Origin of the sequence: Enorma shizhengliae (assembly GCF_009676995.1) — a bacterium.
Taxonomy (GTDB): domain Bacteria; phylum Actinomycetota; class Coriobacteriia; order Coriobacteriales; family Coriobacteriaceae; genus Enorma; species Enorma massiliensis.
The window spans coordinates 94,977-121,539 of record NZ_VTFZ01000008.1; the positions used below are offsets into that span (position 1 = coordinate 94,977).

The 26,563-nt window shown below is 63.6% G+C and carries 20 protein-coding genes and 1 tRNA gene; 10 read left to right on the top strand and 11 right to left on the bottom strand.

Annotated elements, in window-relative coordinates:
* Nucleotides 1–61: 61 nt before the first annotated feature.
* The 6 genes from GJE22_RS06900 to GJE22_RS06925 all read right to left on the bottom strand — a co-directional run bounded on the left by GJE22_RS06900 (nt 62) and on the right by GJE22_RS06925 (nt 8,118).
* The gene (locus GJE22_RS06900) at nt 62–487 is read right to left on the bottom strand and encodes a hypothetical protein (RefSeq protein ID WP_235895847.1); all 426 of its coding nucleotides are present in this window, start codon (nt 485–487) and stop codon (nt 62–64) included.
* A gap of 319 nt (nt 488–806) precedes the next feature.
* Nucleotides 807–2,171, bottom strand: a complete 1,365-nt coding sequence (locus tag GJE22_RS06905) for a PFL family protein (protein WP_144688587.1) — start codon at nt 2,169–2,171, stop codon at nt 807–809.
* Nucleotides 2,172–2,404: 233 nt separating this feature from the next.
* On the bottom strand, nt 2,405–3,220 hold the full coding sequence (locus GJE22_RS06910) for a DNA/RNA non-specific endonuclease (protein WP_186297442.1): 816 nt from the start codon (nt 3,218–3,220) through the stop codon (nt 2,405–2,407).
* A 309-nt stretch (nt 3,221–3,529) separates the two neighbouring features.
* Nucleotides 3,530–6,166 carry a homocysteine S-methyltransferase family protein gene (locus tag GJE22_RS06915; RefSeq protein ID WP_144688589.1) on the bottom strand — a complete coding sequence of 879 codons (2,637 nt, stop codon included), beginning with the start codon at nt 6,164–6,166 and terminating at the stop codon, nt 3,530–3,532.
* 202 nt (nt 6,167–6,368) lie between these two features.
* Entirely contained in the window at nt 6,369–7,229 is an 861-nt protein-coding gene (locus GJE22_RS06920; RefSeq protein ID WP_235895848.1) for a hypothetical protein, read from the bottom strand.
* 13 nt (nt 7,230–7,242) lie between these two features.
* A complete protein-coding gene (locus GJE22_RS06925; RefSeq protein ID WP_144688590.1) occupies nt 7,243–8,118 on the bottom strand; it encodes a methylenetetrahydrofolate reductase in 876 nt (291 codons plus the stop codon).
* Between the two features lie 497 nt (nt 8,119–8,615).
* Here GJE22_RS06925 and GJE22_RS06930 point away from each other — a divergent pair, with 497 nt between their 5' ends.
* Nucleotides 8,616–10,706 carry a glutamine synthetase III family protein gene (locus GJE22_RS06930; RefSeq protein ID WP_144688591.1) on the top strand — a complete coding sequence of 697 codons (2,091 nt, stop codon included), beginning with the start codon at nt 8,616–8,618 and terminating at the stop codon, nt 10,704–10,706.
* Nucleotides 10,707–11,087: 381 nt separating this feature from the next.
* Here GJE22_RS06930 and GJE22_RS06935 read toward each other — a convergent pair.
* Nucleotides 11,088–11,164, bottom strand: a tRNA-Glu gene (locus tag GJE22_RS06935).
* Between the two features lie 147 nt (nt 11,165–11,311).
* Between GJE22_RS06935 and nudC the strand changes: the two genes are divergently transcribed.
* Nucleotides 11,312–12,403 carry an NAD(+) diphosphatase gene (gene nudC / locus GJE22_RS06940; protein WP_144688592.1) on the top strand — a complete coding sequence of 364 codons (1,092 nt, stop codon included), beginning with the start codon at nt 11,312–11,314 and terminating at the stop codon, nt 12,401–12,403.
* Between the two features lie 20 nt (nt 12,404–12,423).
* Here nudC and GJE22_RS06945 read toward each other — a convergent pair whose 3' ends face one another.
* Entirely contained in the window at nt 12,424–12,897 is a 474-nt protein-coding gene (locus tag GJE22_RS06945; RefSeq protein WP_144688593.1) for a universal stress protein, read from the bottom strand.
* Nucleotides 12,898–13,200: 303 nt separating this feature from the next.
* On the opposite strand from GJE22_RS06945, the gene GJE22_RS06950 reads away from it, so the two are divergent.
* The 5 genes from GJE22_RS06950 (at nt 13,201) to GJE22_RS06970 (ending at nt 20,210) form a co-directional block, all read left to right on the top strand.
* Nucleotides 13,201–14,829: an MFS transporter gene (locus GJE22_RS06950; protein WP_235895849.1), complete on the top strand. Its 1,629-nt coding sequence runs from the start codon at nt 13,201–13,203 to the stop codon at nt 14,827–14,829.
* A 424-nt stretch (nt 14,830–15,253) separates the two neighbouring features.
* Entirely contained in the window at nt 15,254–15,775 is a 522-nt protein-coding gene (locus GJE22_RS06955) for a DUF2798 domain-containing protein (RefSeq protein WP_144688594.1), read from the top strand.
* Between the two features lie 338 nt (nt 15,776–16,113).
* Nucleotides 16,114–17,727, top strand: coding sequence for a peptide chain release factor 3 (locus GJE22_RS06960; protein ID WP_144688595.1), 1,614 nt, complete (start codon nt 16,114–16,116; stop codon nt 17,725–17,727).
* Between the two features lie 666 nt (nt 17,728–18,393).
* On the top strand, nt 18,394–19,671 hold the full coding sequence (locus GJE22_RS06965) for an ammonium transporter (protein ID WP_144688596.1): 1,278 nt from the start codon (nt 18,394–18,396) through the stop codon (nt 19,669–19,671).
* Nucleotides 19,672–19,871: 200 nt separating this feature from the next.
* Nucleotides 19,872–20,210 carry a P-II family nitrogen regulator gene (locus GJE22_RS06970; protein ID WP_144688597.1) on the top strand — a complete coding sequence of 113 codons (339 nt, stop codon included), beginning with the start codon at nt 19,872–19,874 and terminating at the stop codon, nt 20,208–20,210.
* Between the two features lie 29 nt (nt 20,211–20,239).
* Here GJE22_RS06970 and GJE22_RS06975 read toward each other — a convergent pair whose 3' ends face one another.
* Nucleotides 20,240–20,884, bottom strand: coding sequence for a tRNA (cytidine(34)-2'-O)-methyltransferase (locus GJE22_RS06975; RefSeq protein WP_144688598.1), 645 nt, complete (start codon nt 20,882–20,884; stop codon nt 20,240–20,242).
* Nucleotides 20,885–21,284: 400 nt separating this feature from the next.
* Here GJE22_RS06975 and GJE22_RS06980 point away from each other — a divergent pair, with 400 nt between their 5' ends.
* The 3 genes from GJE22_RS06980 to GJE22_RS06990 all read left to right on the top strand — a co-directional run bounded on the left by GJE22_RS06980 (nt 21,285) and on the right by GJE22_RS06990 (nt 24,385).
* Complete coding sequence (locus GJE22_RS06980) at nt 21,285–22,133, top strand: aldo/keto reductase (RefSeq protein WP_144688599.1); 849 nt, start codon at nt 21,285–21,287, stop codon at nt 22,131–22,133.
* 374 nt (nt 22,134–22,507) lie between these two features.
* Nucleotides 22,508–23,047 (top strand): PTS sugar transporter subunit IIA, encoded by a 540-nt coding sequence (locus tag GJE22_RS06985; protein WP_144688600.1) that lies wholly within the window; start codon nt 22,508–22,510, stop codon nt 23,045–23,047.
* 474 nt (nt 23,048–23,521) lie between these two features.
* On the top strand, nt 23,522–24,385 hold the full coding sequence (locus GJE22_RS06990) for an aldo/keto reductase (protein WP_144688601.1): 864 nt from the start codon (nt 23,522–23,524) through the stop codon (nt 24,383–24,385).
* 260 nt (nt 24,386–24,645) lie between these two features.
* Here the strand turns inward: GJE22_RS06990 and GJE22_RS06995 are convergent, their stop codons facing one another.
* Together GJE22_RS06995 and GJE22_RS07000 are read right to left on the bottom strand one after the other, a co-directional pair.
* Nucleotides 24,646–25,242, bottom strand: a complete 597-nt coding sequence (locus tag GJE22_RS06995) for a substrate-binding domain-containing protein (RefSeq protein ID WP_144688602.1) — start codon at nt 25,240–25,242, stop codon at nt 24,646–24,648.
* A gap of 414 nt (nt 25,243–25,656) precedes the next feature.
* Entirely contained in the window at nt 25,657–26,415 is a 759-nt protein-coding gene (locus tag GJE22_RS07000; RefSeq protein WP_218957894.1) for a nitroreductase family protein, read from the bottom strand.
* Nucleotides 26,416–26,563: the final 148 nt, after the last annotated feature.

Here is a 26,563-nt window from a genome sequence, read left to right on the forward strand (position 1 = left end):
GGCAGGGAAGTTGGGCCTATGGGGCCAGCTGCCGATTTGCTCTGCCGAATATCATCTGCAGCTATAGGTAGGCAAGGAGCGAGACGTAAGATTGGGCGCTTTCGGGAACGGAGAGCGTAAGCTCTTGGCCCAAGGCGTCAACCGTGACGTATGAGGGGTCGGCATAGGTGGTGACCGTTGCGCTTGCTCCTTGGTAGGTGGTGTTGAACGTTCCGCTTGCGGATGCATCCGAGGGAAGCGTCGTCACGCTCCACGATTCGATGTTGAGCTGGTCGATGGCGGAGGTAACCTGGCTCTCGCTCATGCCGGTTGCAGAAGCGATAGCCGAAACGTTCTCGCGCAGCGTGCTGTCGATCTGACCCTTGATGCCCGATGCATCAAGGGCGGCGTTGGCAACGCCGGTGCCGATCATGTCTTCGAGCGGCGTGCCTTTGAGCGCAAAGTTCCACGCGGCCGAGAGCACGCCCAGCACGATTACAATTCCCAATAAGGTTCCGGCAATGGCCCGCGTAACCGTTCTCAAATTCTTCCGCCTCCTCAGCCCCGTTTACGTCTTGCATTTCCGTATGCCCAAACAGCCTGCATCGATCTCTATCTAGTGCGAGGCTCCCAAAAAGCCCACACCGGTCAAGCTCACGGCAGCGCCCATCGCCCCATGTGCTCGTACCTGGCCTTTGCCCTGCAAGTACGTAGCGCAGGGGCCCGGCATCTTCCTCCGCTGCGAGTTCCGCAGCTGCTCGTAGCTTTGCTACGAGCAGCGAGGACTGCTCGAGCGTCGGAGGAAGATGCCGGGCCCCGCCGGGAGCCTAGTTCTTGAGCGAATTGAGTGGTGCCGGGAATCGCCCACCGCGGTGCGCAAAGACCGTACCGGCGTGCGGGTTCACCTGCATGACCGGAGCGCGTCCAAAAAGACCGCCGTACTCGACCGTGTCGCCCACGCCCTTGCCGATGGCAGGGATCACGCGCACGGCCGTCGTCTTGTTGTTGATCACGCCGATAGCCATCTCGTCGGCGATGATGCCCGCAATCGCCTCGACCGGCGTGTCTCCGGGGATGGCGATCATGTCCAGGCCCACCGAGCACACGCAGGTCATAGCTTCGAGCTTTTCGAGCGACAGGGCGCCTGCCTCGACCGCTTCGATCATGCCAGCATCTTCCGACACGGGGATGAACGCACCCGAAAGGCCGCCCACGCTCGAGGTGGCCATGACGCCGCCCTTCTTTACGCAGTCGTTGAGGAGCGCCAGCGCCGCGGTGGTGCCGGGGCCGCCGCAGGTACCGACGCCGATGATCTCGAGAATACGCGCCACCGAGTCGCCGATAGCAGGCGTCGGGGCGAGCGAGAGGTCTACGATGCCCTTCTCCACGCCCAGGCGCCGCGCAGCCTCGCGGCTCATAAGCTCGCCGGCGCGCGTGATCTTGAACGCAGTCTTCTTGATTTCTTCGGCTACTTCCATCATGTTGGCGGTCTCAGACAGTTGCTCGAGCGCGGCGGCCATCACGCCGGGGCCGGAGACGCCCACGTTGATGACGGCGTCGGCCTCGCCGGAGCCGTGCACGGCGCCGGCCATGAAGGGGGAGTCCTCGACCATGTTGGCGAAAACCACGAACTTCGAGGCACCCACGGAGTCCTCGTCGGCGGTGAGGCGCGCTGCATCGAGGACCGTCTGCGCCACCATGAGCACGGCATCCATGTTGATGCCCGCGCGCAGGCTCGCCACGTTCACGCTCGAGCACACGCGGCTCGTGTTGGCAAGGGCCTCGGGAATGCTTTGGATGAGCCGTCGGTCGGCGTCGCCGACGCCCTTTTGCACGAGAGCCGAGAATCCGCCAAGGTAATCGATGCCGAGGGTTTCGGCAGCGCGGTCGAGCGCGTGCGCGAGCGGGGTGAGGTCCTCTTCGGCGCAGCACGCGGCGATTTGCGCCACAGGGGTAACCGAGACGCGCTTGTTCACGATGGGAATGCCGTATTCGCGCTCGAGGCTCTCGGCCGTTTCCACCAGATGCTCGGCGGTCGACGTCACGTGGTCGTAGACCTTGGTGCACATGCGGCCCAGATCCTCATCGGCGCAGCCCATGAGCGAGATGCCCATGGTCACGGTGCGAATGTCCAGATGCTGCTCCGCGACCATGCCGCGGGTTTCGGCGATTTCTGCCGGGGTGATAGCCATAGGAGCTCCTGTCTGCCGTTTCACGTCCGTCTATTCTACCGTGGGCGGGTGCTAGGCCGCGCCGAAGTGCGGCGTTACTCGCACGTTAACATGAGAATGGTACGAACGTGGCGCGCAGGCGAGCGGCGGTCGAGGGCAGATGCGTGGGTGCGCGCGGCGCGCAAAGGCGAGGGCAGGCGCGAGCAGGCGAGAGCGGGGCGTCCCTGCGCGAACGAGGTCCGCAGGTCCTGTGGTTATGCGGCCTGCACGTCACCAGTGGCGTAGTCGATATCCCAGCCATTGGCGGTGTTGTAGACAAGCACGCGCTCGTCGATGCTCCCGTCATCGGTCCTGATGTCCACGACCACGGCGCGGGGGATGGTCTCGTCACCTCGATAGATGGGGGTCGCAGCGTACCAGAGCTTGCCCTGCGGGTTTTGGTCGAGCCACGTGCGTGCGAGGTCTTCGGTGTAGCCCATACCACCGGGCGAAACATTGTCACCGATGTTTTGAGTACGGGTGCCGGGCACGATATTCTCTGCTTCCATGGAACCGCCCAAGCTCCAGGCGACGAGATGGCTGCGGTTCCACAAGCGTCCGTGGTAGGTGCGTCTTCCGTCAATTCCCTCGATTGAGACCTCGGGGTTTATGCGCGGCCAGCCAACGGGGTCTGCTGGGTCGGGTGCGTCATTGCGATCCTGGGCCCTCGCGGCGGCGCGCATCTCGCCCGTGATCCAACCGCCCGCCCAGGTGGCTCGCCCAAGAGCGTCGAGGTCGCCGTAGGCAATGCCCGGATCGGCGCCTTCATCAACATCTTGCGCCGTGCCGAGCACGCGGTAATAGTCGGGGTAGTCGTTAGCCGACCAGGTGAGATCTGCTTCGCCTAGCTGCGCGATTCCATTGTTGGCCTGTTCAGGCGACCTGGTGTCGGTGGTCTCGCTAAAACCCGATGCTGCGAGCAGCGCGTCAAGCGGATTTGGCCCATCGACGGCGGCGTAGCCGCCCAGCGCGGCGAGCGCGGCGACGATAGCGGCGAGCCATCGGGCAAAACGGCGGGGCAAGCGGGGCATCATCTCTCCTTCGATAGTGGTTTGAAGCAAAACTTGCCTCAAAGGATCGAATTTTGGGCTAAGGGTCAAGTGCAGAAAATCGGGCACCCTCGTGAGCTGGTGTTTCTTGCTGCTGTGTAGGCAGTGTACTAAGGCTGTCCGCGAAAAAATGATCCTTTGGCAGGAGTTTTGCAAAAACGGGCGAAGCATGGTCCTGCTTGCGCGCGTTATTGCCGCGCCCGGGCCGTGCTTCGCCCATTGCACGCATTCTCGACGGCGCGTGAGGTCGGCATCGGCCTTGGGCGCACCCGCGACGGCGCGCAGCCGGCATCACTCTTTGAGCACGTCTTCGACGATGCGCGCCGTCGCGGCGGCATCCTTGGCGTAGAAGTCCGCGCCAATCTGCTCGGCGTATTCCGGGGTGAGCACGGCCCCTCCGACGATGATCTTGACTTCCGGTGCCTCGCGGTGCAGAAGCTCGATCGTCTCTTCCATATTGGCGACTGTGGTGGTCATGAGGGCGGAAAGCCCCACGAGCTTGAGGTCGCGCTCGCGCACGGCATCGAGTATCGCGTGCGGGTCCACATCGCGTCCCAGGTCGAAGACCGCGTAACCATAGTTTTCAAGCAGCATGCGAACGATATTCTTGCCGATATCGTGGATGTCGCCCTTTACGGTGGCAAGCGCAATGCCGCCTTTGTCGCCGAGCTCGCTGGCCGGCATGACCGCGCGGATGGTGTCAAAGCCTGCCCGTGCCGCTTCCGCCGAGGCCATGAGCTGGGGAAGGAAGAAGGCTCCGCGGTCGAATCGGTCGCCAACCTCATCGAGCGCAGGGATAAAGCATTCGTTGATGAGCTTCATGGGTTCACATTTTTGTAGCGCCGTACGCGTGGCGGCTGGCATATCGCCCTTGCGTCCAGTGATGATGAGATGGCGAATGGTGTCGCTTGCGTCGGCTGAAGAGGCGCCGGGCTCAGCGGCGCTACCGCCCGTGGTGCTCGCTGCGACAGCGTTCATCGTGGCAGGTGCCGCCATGGCGTTGTTGCTACCTCCAGTGAGGGAAGCCTCGGCGCGCCCATCGGCAGCCTTATAGGGGTCGGGGGCGCCCGCGTAGCGCTCGATGAATGCGGCCGAACCCTCGTCTTCGGCGTTCAGCACGCGGAAGCTGCGCACCACATCCATATAACGATCCGAGCCGGGGTTCATGATGGCGGCATCGAGCCCCGCGCCGAGCGCGGCGGCGAGGAAGGTCGCGTTTAGGAGCTCGCGCGCAGGCAGACCGAAGCTCACGTTCGAGACGCCAAGCGAGGTGCGCACGCCCAGATGCTCTCGGCAGAGCTCGACGGCACGAAGGATGTCGAGCACTTGGTGCTGGTTCGTCGAGGCGGTCATGACGAGGCAGTCTACGAGAATCCGCTCGCGGCCGATCCCATAGCGGGCGGCTTCCTTCACGATGCGCTCGGCAATTTGTAGGCGCGCTTCCGCCGTCGCGGGGATGCCGGCCTCGTCGAGCGTGAGGGCTACGATGTCGCAGCCGTAGTGCGCCGCGATGGGAAGCACCGCATCCATGCTCTCGCGCTTTCCGTTTACCGAGTTGATGATGGGTTTCCCTGGGTAGCGTCGCACCGCAGCCTCGATGGCGACGGGGCTGGTCGAGTCGATTTGGAGGGGGAGGAGGGTCGAGCCCTGCAGCTCCTCGCACGCGCGCACCATCATGGCGGGTTCGTCGATCTCGGGCAGGCCCACGTTCACATCGAGCACGTCGGCGCCCTGTTCCTGCTGGCTGATGCCCTGACCGACGATGTAGGCGAGGTCGCCGGCACGGAGCGCTGCCTGGAGCTTCTTCTTGCCCGTTGGGTTGATGCGCTCGCCGATGACGGCGATGCGACGGCCGTCGAGCGTGGTGAGCTTTTGGGCGCTCGTGCAGGTGAAGGGATGTGTTGCCTGCCGCAGCTCGGGCTTATGGCCGCCAAGCTTCTGGGCGAGGAGACGGATGTAGGCGGGGGTGGTTCCGCAGCAGCCTCCAACGATACCCGCACCGTCGGCGATTATGTCGCCCACTGCTTCTGCATAGTCTTCGGGCGTGATGTCGTAGACGGTTTGACCATTCTCCACGCGAGGGAGCCCGGCGTTCGCTTGAACGATAAGGGGCTTGTTGGTCACGGCGAGCATGCGCTGCGCGAACGGGCGGATTTCTCGCGGTCCGAGTGAGCAGTTGATGCCGAGGGCGTCCACCCCGAGCGCGTCGAGCGATGCGGCGGCGATCTCTGGCGAGGTGCCGAGGAACGTTCGGCCGTCGGCCTCGAAGGTCATCGTGGCGATGATGGGCAGATTCGTACACTCCTTGGCGGCGAGTACGGCTGCCTTGACCTCGAGGAGATCGGTCATGGTCTCGATGACGATTAGGTCGGCGCCCGCCTGCTCGGCCACACGTGCCTGTTGGGCGAAGAGCGCGTACGCCTCATCGAACGAGAGCGTTCCAAGGGGGCGCAGCAGCGCGCCGATGGGCCCGATGTCGGCTGCGACATAGCGCGGATGCGCGGCGCGCGCCGCCTGCACCGCAGCTGTGAAGACGTCCTCAACCGACGCTGCGTCGCCGAGCTTGAGCGCATTGGCACCGAAGGTATTGGTGGTGATCACCTCGCTGCCTGCCTCAACATAGGCGGTGTGCACGCGAGTGATGACCTCTGGGTTCGTGAGGTTGAGGAGCTCGGGGACCTCGCCCGCCGCCATGCCCGCAGCTTGCAGCATGGTGCCCATGCCGCCGTCGAAGAGCAGGTGGCGCCGGCCCTCGAGGACGAGGCGCAGGTCTTTGTCAGCGATGCGAAGTGTGTCGAGCGTGCGCGGGCGGTAGGTCTCGCCGGCGGCAAGTCGCTCGGTGAGCGGGGCGAGAGATGCGTTCGGTGTGGGGGCGGTTGAGGTGCCTGGGGAGGCAGGGGTAGCCGAGGCGGTGGGGGTGACGGTCATGCGAATCCTTTCGATAGATGCACGAGATTGTACGCCACCTTGTGCGCTGTCGAGGGCTGCGAAGGCGCGTCAGGTATCTGGTGGCGGCGTGGGGAGGCTGCGAACCACGAGTGCCAGGCGGCTGGGTGTCGTCTTGCGTGTTGGCGGCAAGCAACGCGCCTGCCAGCAGTGAGCGCCTTGCGTGTTGGCGCGCGTGCCGCGCCTACCAGCAGCGCGTGCCGCGAGCGCGGAACGGACATCCCGATGCCACGCGACAGCCCGCGCAAGAGCTCACCGCATCCGACGAGTGCGGGTCGCCTTCGAAGAGCCCGATGAAAGCCGTGATGCTCTTGGTGGGCATGAGCAGGTTGGTTGGCGTGGCGGTGATGCCGCAGAGTCGCGTGGCATTGAGCGTGGCGAGCACCGTGGGCTGAACGGCGAGCGGAAGGTCTCCGTATCCGGGGCTAAACCGTGCGTTGCAGGAGAGGCCCGCGGCTTGGGCGGCAGCTTCAATCTCGCAGTTGAGCGCATCGGCTGCGCTTTCCACCAAGGCGGAGCAGGCTGCATCAAAGACGGCTCCCTCGAGCGGGTTCTGGCTGCTCAACACGCGTAGGCGCTGCTCGGAGGCCATGCCGAGCGTGACGGCGAGAACGGCGACATATCGTGCGTCCTTGAGGTGGCGAAAGATGTCGCGCCCTGTGAGCGCCAGCGCTGTGCCCTCGAACGCGATATGGCCCGCAGCAACTGGGGTTTGGTTCGCAGGCACCGGGTGCTCGCGTTTCACCTTTTGGTTCGCAGACACCGGGTGTTCGCGTTTCACCGGGGTGTCGTATACCGTTCCGCGGGGGAAGACTGCCCAGACGCCAGCGGGAGCTGTGCGGGTCACGGCATCGGCCGCGACGGCATCGATGCGCTCGGCGAGCTCTGGCTCGATCTTTTGCCCGTGGTATCCAAGGTAGCGGAGCATTTCGGCACGGTCGAGCGGTGCCGCCCCCGCCCCTGGCCGCCACACGCGTGGAACGCCCAGCGGCAAGGGCGCCCGTCCGGCTTCGCTTTGCCCTGTTGCCGTTTCGCGTTCGGCCACGATAGCTCCGGCGCTATCGGCCGAGCGCCTGCATCGCAGCGGACGCGACCGAGGGGCGGTTCATGGTATAGACGTGCAGGCCGTCCACGCCGTGCTCCTTGAGGTCTTGGAGCTGGCGGCATGCGTAGTCGATGCCCGCCTGCGCGAGGCTCGCCGGGTCATCGTCATATTTGGCCAGGAGCTTGATAACGGGCGATGGGAGCGACGCTCCGCACATGAGCACCATGCGCGTAATCTGCTGCTTGCTCACAAACGGCATGATTCCGCAGGTGATGGGCACCGTGATGCCGGCCTTTTCGGCAAGGTCCAGGAACCGGTAGCAGTATTCGTTATCAAAGAAGAGCTGGGTAACGAAGAAGCTCGCCCCCGCATCCTGCTTGAGCTTAAGATGCTCGACGCTCGTCTCGAGGCTCTCGCATTCAATGTGTCCTTCGGGATACGCTGCGCCGCCCACGCAGAATCCGGCCTCGATGAGCGCGGGGATGATCTGCGCCGCGAACGAGAAGTCGCTTGGGGCGCCGTAGAGCGGGCTGTCTTTCGTGGGCCGATCGCCGCGAAGGGCGAGCACGTTCTCCACACCAGCGGCCTTGTGCTGGGCGATGCGCTCCTTGAGCCCTTCCCGCGTGAGCGAAATGCAGGTAAGGTGCGCCACAGAGCTGACGTTGAACTCGCTCTCGAGCATCGAGGCGATGGCGGCGGTCTGGGCGAAATTGCCGCCCCCGCCGGCAGAGCAGGTGACGCTGATGAAGTCTGGCCCGTAGGCGCTCAGCTTCTTTGCCGCGTCGCGGGCCTTGTCGAGGGTGAGCTCCCCCTTGGGCGGGAACATCTCGAACGAAACGGGGATCTTGCCTGCTGCGTGGGCTTTGGTAAAGATGTCGTCAACGTGCATGGTTCGCCTTTCGGTCGAGGTGCTCGAATCGTTGCCCTGTCCAGTATCATGCGCCGTGCGGTGCCGCGAGGTCAGCGGGTCCCGGCGGGCTCCGGCGCGCGGTGCCGCCGCCGAGGTGGCGCTACCAAGCTGGCGCGCTGCGCTGTGCCGCCGAAGCAACGCCAGAGCAACGCATCCGGAATGCCGCCCAGGCAGCGAGCCCGGCATGCCAACGACAGCGTCCGGCGTGCCGCCGAGACGACGGGTACTGTTAGCATTATGGAAGCTGAGCGCACTGCTGTGAGGCTGATTTTAGAAATTATTTTTATCACGCCCCGGTAGCGTGCCGTAACGAGCCTCCGCGGCGCTCATGCTGTTACACTAGCTTCTCGGAATGGTATCGCGCCCGCAACGCGTCCGAAATGCCGCGGAAACATGGCGCGACTACCCTGCTTTGTGTTCAGCAGGCAGTTGTTGCCGCGGTATGTGCGCGCGGCGCGTGAACGAAGGGAGCCTCGATGGCAGACCTAACCGATCGCTTCGGGACCATGGTGTTCTCGGAAAGCGTCATGCAGGATTACCTCCCCAAAGACGTGTACAAGACCCTCCTTGCAACCATCGAGGAAGGCGAGCCGCTCAACCTGGACGTTGCGAATGCCGTCGCGCACGCCATGAAGACGTGGGCGCTCGAGCACGGCGCGACGCATTACGCTCACTGGTTCCAGCCGCTTTCCGGCATCACGAGCGAGAAGCACGATAGCTTCCTCGAGCCGGTGGGCAACGGCACGGCCATCACCAAATTTACGGGCAAGGCGCTCATCCAGGGCGAGCCCGATGCGTCGAGCTTCCCCAACGGCGGCCTCCGCGCCACGTTCGAGGCGCGCGGCTACACCGCATGGGATCCCACGAGCCCGGCCTTCATCAAGGACGAGGTGCTCTGCATCCCCACGGCTTTCTGCGGCTATAACGGCGAGGCGCTTGACAAGAAGACCCCGCTTCTGCGCTCCATGAAGGTGCTCGACACGCAGGCCAAGCGTGTGCTCGCGCTTTTTGGCAAGACACCGAAGCGCGTGGTGCCGAGCGTGGGCCTCGAGCAGGAGTACTTCCTGATCAAGAAGGACGCCTACCGCAAGCGTCGCGACCTGGTTATTACGGGCCGCACGCTTTTCGGTGCGCCGCCGTGCAAGGGCCAGGAGCTCGAGGAGCATTACTTCGGCGCTATCCGCCCCTCTGTTTCCAAATACATGAAGGCGCTCGATGACGAGCTGTGGGCGCTCGGCATCCCGGCGAAGACCAAGCACAACGAGGTCGCGCCGTGCCAGCACGAGCTCGCGCCCGTGTACACCGAGCTCAACGAGGGCATCGACAACAACATGCTCGTGATGGAGAAGATGAAGCTCGTGGCCACGAACTTCGACCTCACGTGCCTGTTGCACGAGAAGCCGTTCGAGGGCATCAACGGCTCCGGCAAGCACAACAACTGGTCGATCAGCGCCGGTGACGAGAACCTGCTCGACCCGGGCGACACCCCGCTCGAGAACCTGCAGTTCGTGGTGTTCCTCACGGCGGTCATCGAGGCGGTCGACAAGTACCAGGACCTGCTGCGCATGTCGGTGGCGAGCTGCGGCAACGACCATCGCCTTGGTGCGAACGAGGCGCCGCCGGCGATCATCTCCATCTTCCTGGGCGACCAGCTCACCGAGGTCGTGCAGAAGATCATGGACGGCAAGGCGAGCGTCCACGCCACGCACGGCGTGCTCGACCTGGGCGCCGACGTGCTGCCCAACCTGCAGCAGGACAACACCGACCGCAACCGCACCTCGCCGTTTGCCTTCACGGGCAACAAGTTCGAGTTCCGTGCGGTGGGTTCCGAGGCTAACCCCTCCGACCCGAACCTCGTGCTCGATACCGCCGTTGCCGAGGCCCTGAAGGAGTTCGCCGACGCGCTCGAGGGCACACCTGAGGACGACTTCGCCGAGAAGGCCCTCGAGTACTGCAAGCAGAAGCTGATCGAGCACCGTCGCATCCTCTTCTCGGGCGACGGTTACTCCGACGAATGGCAGACCGAGGCCGAGCGCCGCGGCTTGGCGAATCTTCACACCACGGCCGACGCGCTGTCTGCGATGGTGGCCCCCAAGAACCTTGCGCTTTGGCAGAGCATGGGCGTGCTGACCGAGACCGAGGCGTTCAGCCGCTACGAGGTGAAGCTCGAGAAGTACAACAAGCTCATGAACATCGAGGCCACGACGATGATTCGCGAGGCGCGCCGCACGTACCGTCCGGTGATTACCGCCTACGCAACCAAGGTCGCCAAGGGCCTGGAGACCATTCGCGCTGCCGGTGCCGACGCAGCCATGCAGTGCGAGCAGAACACGCTCAACAAACTGTGCAACGGCATCACCGAGATCAACGAGTCCATCAAGGCGCTCGACGCGGTGCATCAGAAGGCCGAGGCGCTTCTCGACGCGCAGGAGCAGGCGAATTGCTACGCGCATGAGGTGAATCCCGCCATGGAGACGCTGCGTGCCGCAGTGGATGCCATGGAAGAGATTGTTGCCGCCGATTACTGGCCGGTACCGACGTACGACGACATCCTGTTCTACGTGTAGGGTGCGCTCCCGGAAGAAGCCCCCGCTTCCTCCTTCGCTGGTCCTCGGAGCTCGGCTTTGCCGAGCTCCTGCGGAATCGCTCAGGAGGAAGCGGGGGCTTCCTGCGTTTACTCTGCTCGAAAGGCGGAAAGGGGAGGGTGCTGCGGGGCGCTTGCAACTTTTGGGCACTCGGACGCCGATGGGCAGAGTAGCCGAAACCATGGCAAGCCGATGACCTGCTGTTTTGATAACGCTTAGACCGGGTATACTCGGCGAGTCTTCGGGCAAGTGCCCAAAAGTTGAAAAGGGCTCGTCGGCATCCGCTTTCTGGCCATGAACTACGCTCCGCAAACGAACGAACCCGCAGGGCTCAAGGCCTCGCGGGTTCGTACTTCTTGCATATGGTGCCCCCAGCGGGATTCGAACCCGCGATCTTCGCCTTGAAAGGGCGACGTCCTAGGCCGCTAGACGATGGGGACAGCATCGGTAGAGTATAGCAGAGCGCTGCGCGTCCGCCAAGGTCGATTGACAATGGTTTCGTGGCGCGCGCGTTCAACGCGTCGAGCTGCGCATTCGACGGGCGCGTATCATAGATGTGGCTAGGCTCGCCACGGGGAGGCGCAGACATGGAGACGGGATTCATGGACCGGTTGCTACTTGCACAGACGACCATTGACTACGATGTCGACCGGCGCAGCGAGGAGGGGCTCATCGGGCGATTGCTTGCAAGCGACCGCACGCGGGTGGTCATCGTCGATAACGGGCTCATCGCCGTACCCAAGCGCTTTGGGTCGGCGACTCCGGCGGCGCTTGATTGCACCGCCGATCCCGCCGCGCCCCGCCCGGATGCCGAGGCTCCCGTTGGGACGGTGCAACTTGCAGCGGTTGGCGCCGCCGATGTGCGATCTGAGGAGCATCGGCCGGGAGCGCTCTTTGTATATCTTGGGCTCGATCGCGAGATGGGGCCATCTGCACAGCCTGTTCCGTATCTCGCCCTCGACATCACGCGCGCGGTCGATGAGCCTCGTAATGCTGCCGTCGGTGCCGACCACGAGCTCGGCCGCTCGGCTGTCACCTTTTCGCAGCGAGCGCTTCGCGACTTTGATTGGGTGGAGCTGCGCTCGTTCGCGCCTTGCGCGTCGACGCGCGATGCTGGGCTGGCCACGAGTGCCGTTGCGATCTGCGCATGGCATAGCCAGCAGCGGTTCTGCCCAGCATGCGGCGCTCCGGTGCGGCCCGCGCTCGCCGGCTGGGCGCAGGCCTGCACGAATCCCGCAGATGCGGACCGCCTGCTCTTCCCGCGCATCGAGCCCGCGGTGATCACGGCCATCGTCGATGACGAGGAGCGCATCCTCTTGCAGCACAACACGGCGTGGCGCGAGCGGTTCTACTCGGTGTCTGCCGGATTCGTGGAGGCGGGCGAGAGCCTCGAGCACGCGGTGCGCCGCGAGGCGCACGAAGAGGTGGGCGTGGAGCTCGACGAGGTGTGCTATCTCGGTTCGCAGCCCTGGCCCTTCCCGGCATCAATCATGTTGGGCTTCCGGGCCCACGCACGAACCGCAGAGGTCGCCGTCGACCATGAGGAGGTTGCGGCGGCGCGCTGGTTCACGCGCGAGGACCTTGCCCGTGCCGTCGCGTCGGGCGAGGTCGAGCTGCCTGGCCGCGCGTCCATCGCCCGGCACATGATTGAGAACTGGTACGGCGCGGAAATCGGGTAAGCGGCGCGAACGCACGCTGCTTACTTCACCGTAAGCACCGGCACGTCGACCGAGCGCAGCACGCCGAAGCTCACGCTGCCGAGCATGCCGCGGAGGGCTCCAAGGCCACGGCGCCCCATGACCACGAGGTCGATGTTGTGGTTGTCCACGTATTCCGCGATGCCTTCCACAGGAGAGCCTGAAAGCGCCGCGCTTGTCACGATCTGGCACGAGGCATCGTCGCGCGCGTCATCGACCACGTGCTGGATCTCGGTGCGCATGCGGTGGAGCGCGGGCCCCATGATGCCGTCGGATTCGAGCTCCTCGCTTAGGTTATCGGGCGCATCGAAGGCGTCGCTGCTGAGCGTGGGCGAGGCGAGCGGCCCTGCCGCCACGACTGTGACAACGTGGATCGTCGCTTCGGGGTCTCCTCCCACCATGCCGAACGCGATGTGCAGCGCGCTCAGGGCGTGTTCAGATTCGTCGTAGGGCACCAGGACGTTTTTGAAGAACATGGCGGCTCCTTCCCGCATGACGACCTTTCCTTGGTTATACCCGGGCAGCGGACGTTTTCCTTGTGGAAGGGCGGCGGGCTACGCAAGCGGCGGGTGGGGCGGGGCGAGCGCGCGGGCGGTTGATTTTACCGTGAGGTAGGCTGTTCGCTGGCGCTGCCGTGCTATGATGCTGCGGCCGATCGCGGTGCGGTCGCCGGTCAATGGCGGCCACCCGCACGCGATAAGCGCCTGGGGCTGTTCGCCCCGGGGAGGCGCGCTCCAAGGCGCGTGGATGTGTCCGCGTTTGCCTGGGGAGGTTTGCGCATGAATCATGCTGAGAACAAGCAATCTATCGAAGTGGCCCGCAGCGGGCGGGAGACGTGCGCCGCGCAGGTGCCGTGCGCCGCGCAGGAACCATGCGCCGCTCGGGCGTCGCGCTCTTCAGAGTCGCCGTACTCCGCGCAGGGCGGCGAACGTGTACCGCGCTCTACGCAGGCATCGCCGTCCGCGCCGACGCCGCATTCCGTGCCTGCGCCCCGTCCGACCGCTGGCAAATGGGTCGTGCTCTTCACCGTCGTGGCCATGACCTTCATGTCTACGCTCGACAGCAGCATCGTGAACGTTGCTCTGCCCGCGATGCAGCGCGAGCTCGGCGTGGGGGCTGCCGATATCCAATGGGTTTCGAGCATCTACCTGCTCGCATGCTGCGTAACCGTGCTCGTGTTCGGCCGCTTGGGCGACCGTTACGGCAAGGTGCTCTTCTTCCAGGTTGGCGTTGCGCTCTTTACAGCGGGCTCGGCGCTCTGCGGCCTTGCAACGACGCTTCCCGTGCTCATTGGCGCCCGCGTGGTGCAGGCGCTCGGCGCCGCAAGCGCGACGGCGAACAACATGGGCATCGTGACCGAGGTGTTCCCTGCGAGCCAGCGAGGCCGCGCGCTCGGTATAACCTCGACGTTCGTGTCGCTCGGCCTCATGTGCGGCCCCACGATCGGCGGCATGCTTGTGGCGGTGTATCCGTGGGAGTCGATTTTCCTCATCAACGTGCCGGTGGGCATCGTGGCGTTTCTGGTGGGCCTGAAGACTTTGCCGCGCGACGCGCCGCGCACCGAGGCCGACCGGTCCGCGCGCGCGGGCTTCGATATCGCGGGTTCCCTATTACTCGCTCCGGCGATTTTCTTCACCTTCTTCTCGCTTACCAACCTCGCTAACGGCGCCACGCCGCTCCTCATGGGTTTGCTCGCGGCGGGCCTTGCATTGCTCGTGGTGTTCGTGTTGGTGGAGCGCCGCGTGGAGGCTCCGCTTGTCCGCCTCGACCTCTTCGGCAACGCGGTCTTCTCGGCCAACCTTGCTGCGATGTTCCTCTGCTTCCTTGCGGTGGGCGCAACCGAATACCTGCTTCCCTTCTTTTTGCAGGACGCCTGTGGGTACGAGTCGAATGTTGCCGGCTTCATTCTCACGGCGATCCCGCTCGGCATGGCCATCATGGGCCCGCTGGGCGGTGCGCTCTCGGACCGCATCGGCAGCTTCTGGCCGTGCCTCGTGGGGCTTGTGATCTACGCAGCGGGTATCTGGTTCGTAGGCGGGCTTTCGGACGATGCGGGCGTCGTCGTTATCGTGTTGCTTATGGCGGCCATGGCGGCGGGCACCGGACTGTTCCAGTCGCCGAACAACGCGCTCGTCATGGGGTCGGTTGAGACGGAGGACCTTGGCTTTGCGGGGAGCCTTGTCTCGCTCGTGCGCTACATGGGTATGTCGGCTGGCGTGACGGGCGGCACGGTGCTGTTGTACGGGCAGATGAGTTCCCTGGCGGGCCATGCGGTGACCGGCTATGTGGAGGGGCGCCCGGAGCTCTTCCTCGCGGGCTTCTCGTTTACGTTCGACGTGCTCGCCGTGCTCGTCCTGTTGGGCGCGGCCCTGCTCGTGGTGGGCGCGGTCTTGAAGCGCGGGCGTTGATGCGCGACGGTTGTCGTTTGGCAGCCGCCGCCCGCATGCCGAACCGGCTTGAGCGTTCGCATCGGTTCGAGCGCCCGTGATGGCTCGTTCGTTCGCACCCGTACGCCCCTGCCGACCGCCGCGCATTCACCGGTCCACACACCCGCCCGCGGGCCGCATGCCCATGCCGGCCTTCGCGTGTGCACAGTCCTCGAGATCTCCCATACGCCCCTGCACCCGCCCGCACGCCCGTGCCGACCGTCGCACCTGCACTCTCCTACCGGCCCTCGCGCATGCACCGGCCATCGCAACGTGGTTTTTTTGATTGCTACGGGCGTTTCGGTGATACCATACCTCGCAAGCAACGCGCTGCGGAAGGCATAAGTCCAGTTGTCCTTCCGCGGCGCGTTTTCGTGTTGAGGGGCTGGGCGAGCAGGAGGTTTGCATGCCTAGCACGCGCGCTCGGCACTTCGTTTTCTCGATACTCATGGCGTTTGCCATGGTTTACGGCATGGAGCTCTACAACCAGGCGCTCATGACGGGTGGTCTTACAACCGAGCTGTTCCTCGTGCCCTTTGGAGACATGGTGCCGCTCATGGCGGCGGTCATCGTCCTCGAAGCGCTCGTTGGCGGTAAGGTCGCGCATCACTGCACGTTCAAGTTCCTCAGGGCGGGCGAGGATCCAGCACTGCTCATCACCGTATTCCTCGGTATTTTCACCTGCTGGACTATGTGCCCCATGATGAGCTTCGTGGCCACGATCGCGTTCAAGCAGCCACCGCTCTCGCAGCTCGTTGCCACGTGGCTGCAAACTACGGCGATGAACTTTCCCATGGCGCTTCTGTGGCAGCTCTTCGTGGCAGGCCCGGCGGTGCGCTGCTTGGCGCGTTGGCTGTTCAGGCTGCCCTTCCTTTCTGGGGAGCAACGGCAAGCGAACGAGCGTAACGAACGGACGCGGGCGAAGTAGCCCTGTGGCGGGGTTCCATGCGCAATTCATTCTCGGGCAAGAATGTGTCGAAAAGAGGGCTCTAGAAGCCGAGTTTCGACACAATCTTGCCCAAGAATGAAGTTCGATGAGGAGTCGGCGGTTCGGACGCGTACGCTTTCGGCATCGGAGGGGGTGCGCAGACGCCGTGGGCGCGGGCGAAGTGCGTTACAATACGTCCGGTTGAAATCGCACATCATCGGAACACAGACGCACGTCCCGCTGGCCATGCTCGCGCTTGCACCTGCCGCTCGTCGCCTCGCGCGTCGGCGGCCACATGCCAGCGCATGTCAGGCCGGCGCGTTGCGCAGAGGAGACCCATGCCAAGCATCGCCGAAGAGGTCGCTTCGCGACGCACCTTCGCCATCATCTCGCACCCGGACGCGGGCAAGACCACACTTACCGAGAAGCTCCTCCTCTATACCGGCACCATCCAGGCGGCTGGTTCGGTAAAGGGGAAGAGCAGTGCCAAGCACGCGGTCTCCGACTGGATGGAGATCGAGAAGCAGCGCGGCATCTCGGTGACTTCGTCGGTGCTGCAGTTCACCTACGACGGCTGCTGTGTGAATATCTTGGACACCCCCGGCCACCAGGACTTTTCGGAAGATACGTACCGTACGCTCATGGCCGCCGACGCCGCCGTCATGGTGATCGATGGCGCGAAGGGCGTTGAGGCGCAGACCGTTAAGCTCTTTCGCGTCTGTGCGCTGCGCGGTATTCCCATCTTCACCTTCGTGAACAAGCTTGACCGCGAGACGCGCGACCCGTTCGACCTCTTGGACGAGATCGAGACGGTGCTCGGCATCTCGACCTATCCCATGAACTGGCCCATCGGCTGCGGACAGAATTTCCGCGGCGTCTTCGAGCGCGCGAGCCGCCACGTGCTCGCTTTCGAGGGCGACGGCCGCGCGAATGCCACCAAAAAGGTGGATGAGATTGAGGCCGAGCTGGGCGATCCGGCGCTCGATGAGCTCATCGGGGCCGAGAACCATCGTAATCTCATGGACGACATCGAGCTTCTTGATGGAGCGGCGGACGAATTCGACCTCGAGGCCGTTCGTGCGGGCAAGCTCAGCCCCGTCTTCTTTGGTTCGGCGCTCACAAACTTCGGCGTAGAGCCGTTCCTCAAAGACTTCTTGAGGCTTGCGCCGGCACCGAGCCCGCATAAGGATGCGCTCACGGGCGAGCAGGTCGACCCGGCATCGGACGAGTTCTCCGGCTTCGTGTTCAAGATCCAGGCCAACATGGACAAGAACCACCGCGACCGCATCGCCTTCCTGCGCATCTGCTCGGGCAAGTTCGAGCGCGGCATGGACGCTTTCCATATGCAGGGCGGGCGAAAGCTCAAGCTCGCCACGGGCACGGCCATGATGGCCGACGACCGCGCCATCGTGGACGAGGCGTACGCGGGCGACATCGTGGGCCTCTTTGATCCGGGCATCTTCTCCATCGGCGACACGCTCTGCGCCGGTAAGCGCCGCGTGCAGTATGCGGGCATCCCTACCTTTGCGCCGGAGCATTTCGCGCGCATCAGCCAGGTGGACACCATGAAGCGCAAGCAGTTCGTGAAGGGTATGGAGGAGCTTGCACAGGAGGGCGCGGTCCAGATTTTCCGCGAGATTGGCGCCGGCATGGAAAGTGTGATCGTGGGCGTGGTGGGCGTGCTTCAGTTCGACGTGCTGGAGCAGCGGCTCAAGAGCGAGTACCACGTTGAGGTGCGCCGCCAGCCGCTCGGCTACACCGATATTCGCTGGATCGCCAACGAACCCGGCTCGGTGGACGTGAAGGCGCTCGACCTCACGCGCGACACCCTGCGCGTGGAAGACATGCGCGGCAGCAAGCTGCTTCTGTTCACGAGCCCCTGGAACGTGGACTGGGCGCACGATCACAACCCCGAGCTCGAACTTTCCGAATTCGGCAACGTTTCGTTCTAGCGCCTGCGCCTGCGGCGGCGGGGCCGTCTGATCTGCAAGCGCCTGCGCCTGCGGTGGTGGGGCCGTCTGATCTGCAAGCGCCTGCGCCTGCGGCGGTGTTGGGGGAGGCATCTGGTCTGCAAGCGCCGGCGCCGGGGTCCTCTAATCTGCAAGCGCCGGCGCCCGCGCCCAGGGCGTCCGGTCTGCTGGCGCCCGCGCCCGCGCCGGAGACCACCAGCTCATGATCATGGATGGCGAACAGGGGGCTGTCGACTTTCCCTCTTGTCGGCGCGCCGCAACGGGACCGGGAGAGGCTTCCCATGGCGTTCATGGCTCTGCACACGCGCGTTTCCAGCGCGTTGCGGGCTGGTTTCTCTTGCGTGTACGCGTGCTTTCCGCCCCGTTGCCGTTCGGTTGCCGATGTTTCCGGCTCGTTGTAGATCGGTAAACGAGGCGAATCTGCCGGGCAGCGGCCGTTTAGCTTTTTACCATGGTCGCATTCCATCGGAAGCGGGCCTGCGTGCTGGCGTGGTGTCTCACCGTGAGTTCGGGCCATCGGATTCGCGGCGTGCCATCAGGTGACGAGTTGCCACGCGGCGTGTGGAGTGTGCCGTGCAGCCACGTAGCCGTGCGGCCGTGCAGCCGCGAAGCCGTGCACGCCCCGCTCGATACGAAGGGGGAATGCGCATGTATGACACTGGCTCTACCGCGTTCATGCTCGTCTGCACGATGCTCGTGCTCCTGATGACGCCGGGGCTCGCCTTTTTCTACGGTGGTCTCTCGCGACGCAAGAACGTCATCAACACCATGTTCATGTCGCTCATGGTGATTGGCATCGCGGGGCTCACCTGGGTGTTTGTGGGTTGGTCGCTCGCCTACGGCGGGGGCGGCGACAATCCTATCATCGGTGGTTTCGACCAGGTGGGACTCGCTGGAACAGTTGAGCTGCTCCTTGCGGAGGCCCAGAGCGTGCCCGACGGCACCCTCTACCCAACGGTTCTCGACATCGTTTTCCAGATGGCGTTCGCGCTCATCACGGCTGGCATCGTGACGGGGTCAGTGGCCGGGCGCATGCGCTTCGGGGCGATCGCGCTGTTCATCGGCATCTGGTCGGTCGTGGTCTATGCGCCGCTCGCGCACATGGTGTGGGGCGGTGAGGAAAGCCTCATCGGGGGTATCATCGGCGCGCTCGATTTTGCCGGAGGCGACGTGGTTCACATCAGCTCGGGCCTCACGGGGCTTGTCCTTTGCCTGTTTCTCGGCGGCCGCAAGGGCTTCGGTCTCAAGACGTACCGCGCGCACAATGTTCCGTTCGTCGCGCTCGGCGCGGGGCTGCTTTGGTTCGGATGGTTCGGCTTCAACGGCGGGTCGGCGTTCGCGGCCGATCACATCGCGGTGCTCGCGGTGCTGAATACCGTGGTCTCAAGTGCGGCAGGTATGGCCTCATGGATGGTCGTGGACCGATTGGCAACGGGAAAGTGCACGCTCGTTGGCGCATGCACGGGCCTCGTCGCCGGCCTCGTGGTGGTCACGCCGGCGGCAGGCTACGTGGAGCCATGGGCTGCGGTGGTCATGGGGATTGTCGTTTCGCCGGTATGCTTCTTTGCAATCTCGCATCTTAAGGCGCGGCTTGGTTACGACGACGCGCTCGATGCGTTTGGTTGTCATGGCATCGGCGGTATCCTGGGTGGTGTCCTAACCGGAATCTTTTGCGTGCCGGAGCTTTCGCCGACGGGGATCGGCGGGCTCATCTACACGGGCAATGCGGAGCTTCTTGCCGACCAGGTGCTGGGCATTCTCGTTACGGCGGCGGCCGTTCTCGTGCTCGATGTGGCCATCGCGCTCGTGGTGAAAGCCGTGTTCCATGGGCGGTTGCGTGTGGACGGCGGCGAGGAGGCGCTCGGCCTTGACGTGGCTCAGCACGGTGAGAGCGCGTACCCGGCGTACACGGGGCTGGATGTGTAGCGGCGCGCTGGTAGTGCGGGCAACGGGCAGCGCAGCATGGACAGGCGGTTCGCCCGTTCGAGCCGGCGGCGGGAATGTTGCGCAGGCAAGGGGGCAATGCCCGGGCGGCTGGTGTTGCCACGCGGGCGACGGTCCGGTGCCGTAGCCTCGGCAACCGCCACCTATCCTGCGAGAGCGAAGGTATTCAACAGGAGGATTCCATGAAGCAAATAACGGCAATCGTTCGACCCGAGATACTCGAGCCGCTCAAGGATGCGCTCACCAGCGCGGGCGTGCATGGCATGGCGGTTTCGGAGGTGCAGGGTTTCGGCAACCAACGTGGCTGGAAGGAGTTCTATCGCGGTACCGAGGTGTTGCTCAACATGGTGCCCAAGGTCAAGATGTGCCTCGTGGTGGCAGATGGGGAAGTCGAGGAGCTTATCGATATCATTTGTGCGGTCGCTAAGACGGGCGAGGTCGGCGACGGCAAGATTTTCGTGACCCCGGTCGAGGAGGCTGTTCGTATTCGCACCGGCGAGCGCGGTGAGGACGCCCTGTAAAAATGATAAAACGAACCCGGTTCGTTTTATCAGTCCATGCCGGGGAAGTCAGTTTGGCGGAGCGCCTCATAGAGGACAACGGCGGCTGCATTGGAAAGGTTGAGCGCGCTGATGCGGTAATCCGTGGGATCGATGAAGTTGCCGCAGATGTCTTGCCGTTGAAGCGCCTCATGCCCGCCCGCTTGGCCGCGTTCGGCTTGCTCCGCCGGGGCGTACCCCTCTTCGGCGAGTTCGCCGGTGCGGTGCTCCCAGGCGGCGCGGTTGGCGAGCGTCACCTTGTCGGGCAGCATCGGAATGCGTTCGCAGCTCTCGGCATAGCGCGCGAGCAGCTCCTCGGGGATGCCTGAGCTCTCCTTTCCGAGCACGAGATAATCTTCGTCGCGGTACGTGGACTCCGCATGGGTTCGGCGCGCTTTCTTGGTTAGAAGGTGCAGTCGGGGTTCGGGACCGTGCGCGGCCAGTCCATTGCGGCGACAGAAGTCGTTCCAGTCCGGGTACACCGCAAGGTCGAGATTGCCCCAGTATCCCAAGCCCGCCCGCTTGAGCGCGCGCTCGTCGAGCGAGAAGCCGAGCGGTTCGATGAGATGCAGCCTTGTGCCCGTGACCACGCAGGTTCGGCCGATATTGCCCGTATTGGCTGGTATCTCCGGCTCGAACAGCACAAGGTTGAACATCGCGGCCTCCTCGCAGGGGACAAAGGTGCTGAGTTGGGACAAGGATGGAACAAAGGCGCCAGGATATTGTGTCCCACTTCAGGCTTCAAAGCAAAACTTTCGCCAAAGGATCGAATTTTGCGCGTACGTCCAAGTATCACGAAAATACGCAGCCCCTCTAGCTGGCATTCTTTTGAGCGCAATCGCGGCTGTACTCGGACGGTGGCCAAAAATTCGATCCTTTGGCGAGAGTTTTGCGTCGCGGGGCCGCATTGGAGGTCTTGAGACTTGTTTTCCGGGCGAGTATGCGTCGCGCGCATAGCGGCATATCGGGGTAGACGGCGGTGTGCCGGCCCGCTGCGGGCACAATGGTGGCGAAGCACAACGATGCCGTGCGAGCACGGCGGAAAGCGAGGCTACCATGGAGTATCTGAAGCTTAACAATGATGTCAAAATGCCGGTCGAGGGCCTGGGCACCTTTCTTATGAGCCCGGCCGAGGCCGAGGCCGCGTCGCTCGCGGCACTTGAGGCCGGCTACGAGCATATCGATACTGCAAACGCATACATGAACGAGAAGGCTGTTGGCCGCGCCATTGCCAAGAGCGGTGTTGCGCGCGATAAGATTTTCGTTTCTACCAAGCTTTGGCCCTCGGTCTACGAGGCCGGCGACGCTGCCATCGAGGGCACGCTCAATCGTCTGGGCTTGGATTACGTTGACATGCTCATCCTCCACCAGCCGGTGGGCAACTACCTCGCTGCATGGAAGACCATGGAGAAGGCCTATAAGGAGGGCAAGGTTCGCGCGCTCGGCCTTTCCAACTTCCCGCAGGAGAAGATTGCCGAGGTCATCGATCATGCGGAGATTAAGCCGCAGCTCGTGACGGTAGAGTGCCATCCGTACTTCGCCCAGTCGGACCTCCGTGAGTACCTGAGCCAGTACGGCATCGTGATTGAGGCTTGGTATCCGCTCGGCCACGGCGACAAGGGCCTGCAGGAGGAGCCGGTCTTCACCAAGCTTGCCGAGAAGTACGGCAAGGCGCCGGTCCAGGTCATTCTTCGCTGGCATGTGCAGATGGGTACGTCAATCATTCCGGGTTCCAAGAATCCCGCCCACATCGCAGATAACGCCGACATCTTCGATTTCGAGCTCACTGATGAAGAGATGGCAGAGATCGCCAAGCTCGACGGCACGAAGAAGTACTACGAGGCCACCGAGGAAGCACTTGCTGGTTACCTCGCTATCAAGCCCGACTTCGACGCGCAGGAGTAGCAGGTCCCGGCGCTGCATGTGATGGCAGTGAGACTGTTTACCCCACACTCGCTTTCGGTTTGCTCCGCATCCCGTTCGGATGCGTTTCGTATTTTGCTCCGATGCGCGTCCCGATGTGCATCGTCCGGCATGAACCTTTTAGTTATAACTACGCAACGAGCGGATACTTCTCGGCATGTGGATGCAACCGCATCATTGCATTCTAAGAAATGGTTGCGATATTTGGGCTGCGTCGTGCCGGGGTTCTGCCGTAGCGACCATGATGGCGTGCAAAGACGACGCGCAGGCGGCGTAACTGAAAAACCTCGCGGAGGACGGGGTAGAAGGCTCGTAAACTGGTGGTAACTACCAGCCTTTGTAAAGGAGCGAACTGTATGGGACTCTTCGATAAGTTCAAGAAGGCCGTCTCGGCTGAGCCTGCCGCCCCGGCCACGCCCGCTGCGATCACCGCGCAAGCTTCCGACTTCGCGCTGTGCGCCCCGGTTTCGGGGAAGGCCATTAAGATGGCCGACGTGCCCGACCCGGTCTTCAGCGGCGAGGTGCTCGGCAAGGGGTGCGCGATCTGGCCCGAGAACGACGTGGTGTATGCGCCCGTGTCCGGCGAGGTGACCGTGACCATGGGGCACGCGGTGGGCCTCAAGAGCGATAGCGGCGTCGAGGTTCTCGTGCATGTGGGCGTCGATACCGTGGACATGAAGGGCCGCGGCTTCACGGGCTATGTGAAGCAGGGCGACCACGTAAACGCCGGCGACCCCATGATCAAGATCGATCGCAGCGAGATTGCCGCTGCCGGGCATCCTGATTGCGTGGTGCTCGCCGTGTCCAACACGGCTGAGTATGCCAGTGTGACCATGACTGCCGAGGCAGATGCGCACGTTGACGCGGGCACCGCTGTCGTGGAGGTCGCGAAGTAGGCGTCTGCTCATACGTTGCATAGTGCGTTTCGAACGGCGTTGCAGGTGGGTTGCCTGCGGCGCCGTTTTTTGCGCGGGGGCGGTGCGCTTGTGAACCGGCGTGCTCCTATGATGTCGTCCCCTGCATAGACGGGTTCATAAACTTGTCGAGTGCTCCGCATAATCTTGCCGAAGTTGCGCAATTTGCGGCATTCGACAAGTTTTTGCGGAGCACTCGACAAGATAATGAACGATATTGCGGAGAGGTCCCCGTAGAAGACGAGATAATCGCCGTCTGCTTGCTTTTGTAGACTTCCTCCAATGAAAGATCTCCTGGTCTGTTTTCACATTGTGCCGAGCATGCATCTGGCGCATAGCGGCATATCGTCATAGACGCAGGAGCAGCCGTGGCATGCGAGCACAATGAAGCCAAGCACAAGCCATGCGCTCACGTCGGCTATGGGTGCCGGCGCGGGAGGCACAAAGGAGGTTCCCATGGAGTACAAGACCCTTTCCAACGGCGTGAAGATGCCCATGCTCGGCTACGGCGTGTTCCAGATCGACGACGCCACCACCGAGCGCTGCGTCGAGGACGCCATCGCGAGCGGCTACCGCATGATCGACACCGCTCAGGCGTATGGCAACGAGCGCGGCGTGGGCGCCGGCATCAAGGCGAGCGGCGTTGCGCGCGACGAGCTCTTCATCGTGAGCAAGGTGTGGGTTTCCAACTACGGCGAGGGCAAGACCTACGACTCCATCAAGCAGTCGCTCGAGCTCCTTGGCGTGGATCAGATTGACCTTATGCTCCTTCACCAGGCCTACAACGATTACCACGCGGCGTGGCGCGACATGGAGCGTGCGTACAAGGACGGCCTCGTCCGCGCGATCGGCGTTTCCAACTTCGACCCCAAGCGCCTGCTCGACATCTGCACGTTCGCCGAGGTGGCGCCTATGGTCAACCAGGTCGAGACCCATGTGTTCTGGCAGCAGCACTACGCGCATGAGAACATGGAGAACCTTGGCGTAGCGCACATGGCATGGGGCCCGTTCGCCGAGGGCGCCAACAACTTCTTCCAGAACCCGCTGCTCTCCGAGATTGGCGAGAAGTACGGCAAGTCCGTGGGCCAGGTGGCGTTGCGCTACCTCCTCGACCTCGGTGTCATCGTGATTCCCAAGTCTACGCACAAGGAGCGCATGGAAGAGAACTTCGACGTGCTCGACTTCCAGCTTTCCGACGAGGATAAGGCGAAAATCGCCGAGCTCGATTGCGACCGCTCGATTTGCTATGACCATCGCGACGTGCAGCTTATCGGCGGCCTGCTAAATCTTGTGAAGGGGCAGATCGCCGCGCAGGCGTAGGTGTGCAGCCGAAAGGAATGGTGGCATGCGCGCTCGGTATCGAGCGCGAGGCGATAGTGCAGGATAGGCGGGTGTTCTTCGGGGTGCCCGCCTTTTCTAGTGCGGGAACAGGTCGATCGAAAATGATAAAACCAACCCGGTTAGTTTTATCATTTGGCGAGGCTGGAACATGTTCCAGCGTTGCCTTGCGCGCAATATCGGTCCTGCTTGGCCGGGGCCATTGCTGCCAGGGTGTTCACCGGGCGGCTTCGGTCGCGCAGCTACCGCCTAACCGCCTCGACGATATCTAGCACGGCCTGCGGCGCGTCGATCATGGCGACCACGTAGAACGTGGCGTGCGCGTCGGCGTCTTGGATGGGCACGCGCACGCGGTTCTCGTCGGGGTGGTTGAACTCAGATACGTCGGTGACAAAGCCCAGCACATCCGACGTGCGAATCAGCTGCGCGAGCACGTTGGAATCCTGCTGCATGATGATTCGCGCGTTGGGCAGTGCCGCGCGCGTCATGTCGCCCCAGAAGCCGACGTCGGCGTTCATGAGGAAGGCACGCCCGTCGAGGTCCGCGAGCCTGACGCTCGTCTGCTGCGCGATGGAGTCCGTTGCCGGTGCGTAGATGAACAGGTTCTCGACCATGAACGGCACGCAGGCCACGTTGGGCAGGCCGATGGGCCGCCGCGTGATTGCAAGGTCGGCCGAGCGGTCGAAAAGCCTTCTCTCGACTTCTTGCTCGTCATCGATGGTTTCCGAGGTGAGCATGGTGCCCGGAAAGCGCTCGGTTACGCGTGAGGCGAGCCTCCAGACCGGTGCCGGTGCGACAGACGCGACGTTGAGCGTTTTTGAGCTGCCGGTCTGTCGTATTTGGGACGGGCTTGCGGCACTTTTGCATAGGTTTTCCGCCGAGTGGAGCCACCATTAATAAAAGTCCGGCCAAAGGATCGAATTTTCATCTACCCCTAAAGTAGACCGTTTTTACGCGAGCCCGTGAGCAGGCATTTTATGGCGGGCTGCTCTCTGTATACATAGGGGTATCCCGAAAATCCGATCCTTTGGCGGGAGTTTTGATCCCGGCCTGCGCTTTGGATGCCGGACGGGGCCTTCGTCGCTGCAACCGAGGCCAACTATCCGGCCAGGAATTGGAAGAGTGAGGCTTTCTGCGGCGGCAAGGGCTTTGGGTATGTCGACCGTGTCCCTGCGTCTCTAGTGCTCGGCGCCGTTTTCGAGCCGCTTGTTGGCGCATGTCCGAGCGACCATCATCGTTTGGTTAACGGTCGCTCATGCAAAGGACCAATCACGAGAGACACTGTTGGCGCCAAGTTCGAAATGCAGCTTGGCGATGCCAAGGTCGATGTGCCCGCATGAGACGGCGGGCAGCGCCCGAGTGCGCACGGCGTGCTCGTCGGCGGCAAGTTCGAAGCGGAAGCGCTGCTGGTTGACGGCGGTGGGGGCGAGCTGGGCGGCCCCAAGACCAGCAGCGAACCAGGCGGGCGCCGTAGCGAGTTCCGAGCCGGCGGCCGTTCGGCCAAGCTTCTCGATTGGCTTTACTTTATGCGCGACGCCGGCCTTCTCGCCATATCCGAGCGCGATGCAGCAGACGAACTTCTCGCCCGCCGCCACGCGCGCGGCACTTGCCTTCTTGCTATACGTGAGCGCCACCCAGCAGGTATTGAGTCCGAGTTCTTGTGCAAGCAGCGCGAGCCGTTCGCCCGCATAGCCGCACGCCTCATCGAGGCCGGGGCGCGTGGGTCCTACGAGTGCGATGTGGTTGCGCGCGTTGCGAAACGACCCGTAGTGTGCGAGCCGGCCGTTGAATGCCTCGGGGTTGTCGAGGCAGAGCTGGATGGAAAGGCCGAGCCGCTCGTTCAGAGCGTCGGCCTCGGCCTGTAGCTGCGCGACGGCACCTTCCTCGATGGGCCGGTCGGTGAAGCTTCGCACTGAGTGGCGCGCGGCGAGGAGGCTCATGAGGTCGGTGCGGTTGAGTGTGGCGATGTGTCGGTCGAAGGGGCTGGGCGACGTGACGGTCGGTGCGGTCATGCGGGTTCCTTTCTGGAGATGGTCGAATGGGGTGAGGGGGATGAGCCCGTGGCAGGGGGTGAGCCCGCGGAGGAGTGCCCTGCGGCGGCGAAGGTCGCTGAAGTGGGGAATTTCGTGATAGAGCGCGTCGCGGTGGAGGGCCCTGCAG

What these genes read in the sequence shown, in the direction of transcription:
- GJE22_RS06970 (WP_144688597.1), top strand. Translation starts at nt 19,872, where the DNA reads ATGAAGCAAATAACGGCAATCGTTCGACCCGAGATACTCGAGCCGCTC.
- GJE22_RS06905 (WP_144688587.1), bottom strand. Translation starts at nt 2,171, where the DNA reads ATGGCTATCACCCCGGCAGAAATCGCCGAAACCCGCGGCATGGTCGCG.
- GJE22_RS06925 (WP_144688590.1), bottom strand. Translation starts at nt 8,118, where the DNA reads ATGCACGTTGACGACATCTTTACCAAAGCCCACGCAGCAGGCAAGATC.
- GJE22_RS06965 (WP_144688596.1), top strand. Translation starts at nt 18,394, where the DNA reads ATGTATGACACTGGCTCTACCGCGTTCATGCTCGTCTGCACGATGCTC.
- nudC (WP_144688592.1), top strand. Translation starts at nt 11,312, where the DNA reads ATGGAGACGGGATTCATGGACCGGTTGCTACTTGCACAGACGACCATT.
- GJE22_RS06975 (WP_144688598.1), bottom strand. Translation starts at nt 20,884, where the DNA reads ATGTTCAACCTTGTGCTGTTCGAGCCGGAGATACCAGCCAATACGGGC.
- GJE22_RS06950 (WP_235895849.1), top strand. Translation starts at nt 13,201, where the DNA reads ATGAATCATGCTGAGAACAAGCAATCTATCGAAGTGGCCCGCAGCGGG.
- GJE22_RS06985 (WP_144688600.1), top strand. Translation starts at nt 22,508, where the DNA reads ATGGGACTCTTCGATAAGTTCAAGAAGGCCGTCTCGGCTGAGCCTGCC.
- GJE22_RS07000 (WP_218957894.1), bottom strand. Translation starts at nt 26,415, where the DNA reads ATGACCGCACCGACCGTCACGTCGCCCAGCCCCTTCGACCGACACATC.
- GJE22_RS06980 (WP_144688599.1), top strand. Translation starts at nt 21,285, where the DNA reads ATGGAGTATCTGAAGCTTAACAATGATGTCAAAATGCCGGTCGAGGGC.
- GJE22_RS06910 (WP_186297442.1), bottom strand. Translation starts at nt 3,220, where the DNA reads ATGCCCCGCTTGCCCCGCCGTTTTGCCCGATGGCTCGCCGCTATCGTC.
- GJE22_RS06930 (WP_144688591.1), top strand. Translation starts at nt 8,616, where the DNA reads ATGGCAGACCTAACCGATCGCTTCGGGACCATGGTGTTCTCGGAAAGC.
- GJE22_RS06955 (WP_144688594.1), top strand. Translation starts at nt 15,254, where the DNA reads ATGCCTAGCACGCGCGCTCGGCACTTCGTTTTCTCGATACTCATGGCG.
- GJE22_RS06915 (WP_144688589.1), bottom strand. Translation starts at nt 6,166, where the DNA reads ATGACCGTCACCCCCACCGCCTCGGCTACCCCTGCCTCCCCAGGCACC.
- GJE22_RS06990 (WP_144688601.1), top strand. Translation starts at nt 23,522, where the DNA reads ATGGAGTACAAGACCCTTTCCAACGGCGTGAAGATGCCCATGCTCGGC.
- GJE22_RS06960 (WP_144688595.1), top strand. Translation starts at nt 16,114, where the DNA reads ATGCCAAGCATCGCCGAAGAGGTCGCTTCGCGACGCACCTTCGCCATC.
- GJE22_RS06945 (WP_144688593.1), bottom strand. Translation starts at nt 12,897, where the DNA reads ATGTTCTTCAAAAACGTCCTGGTGCCCTACGACGAATCTGAACACGCC.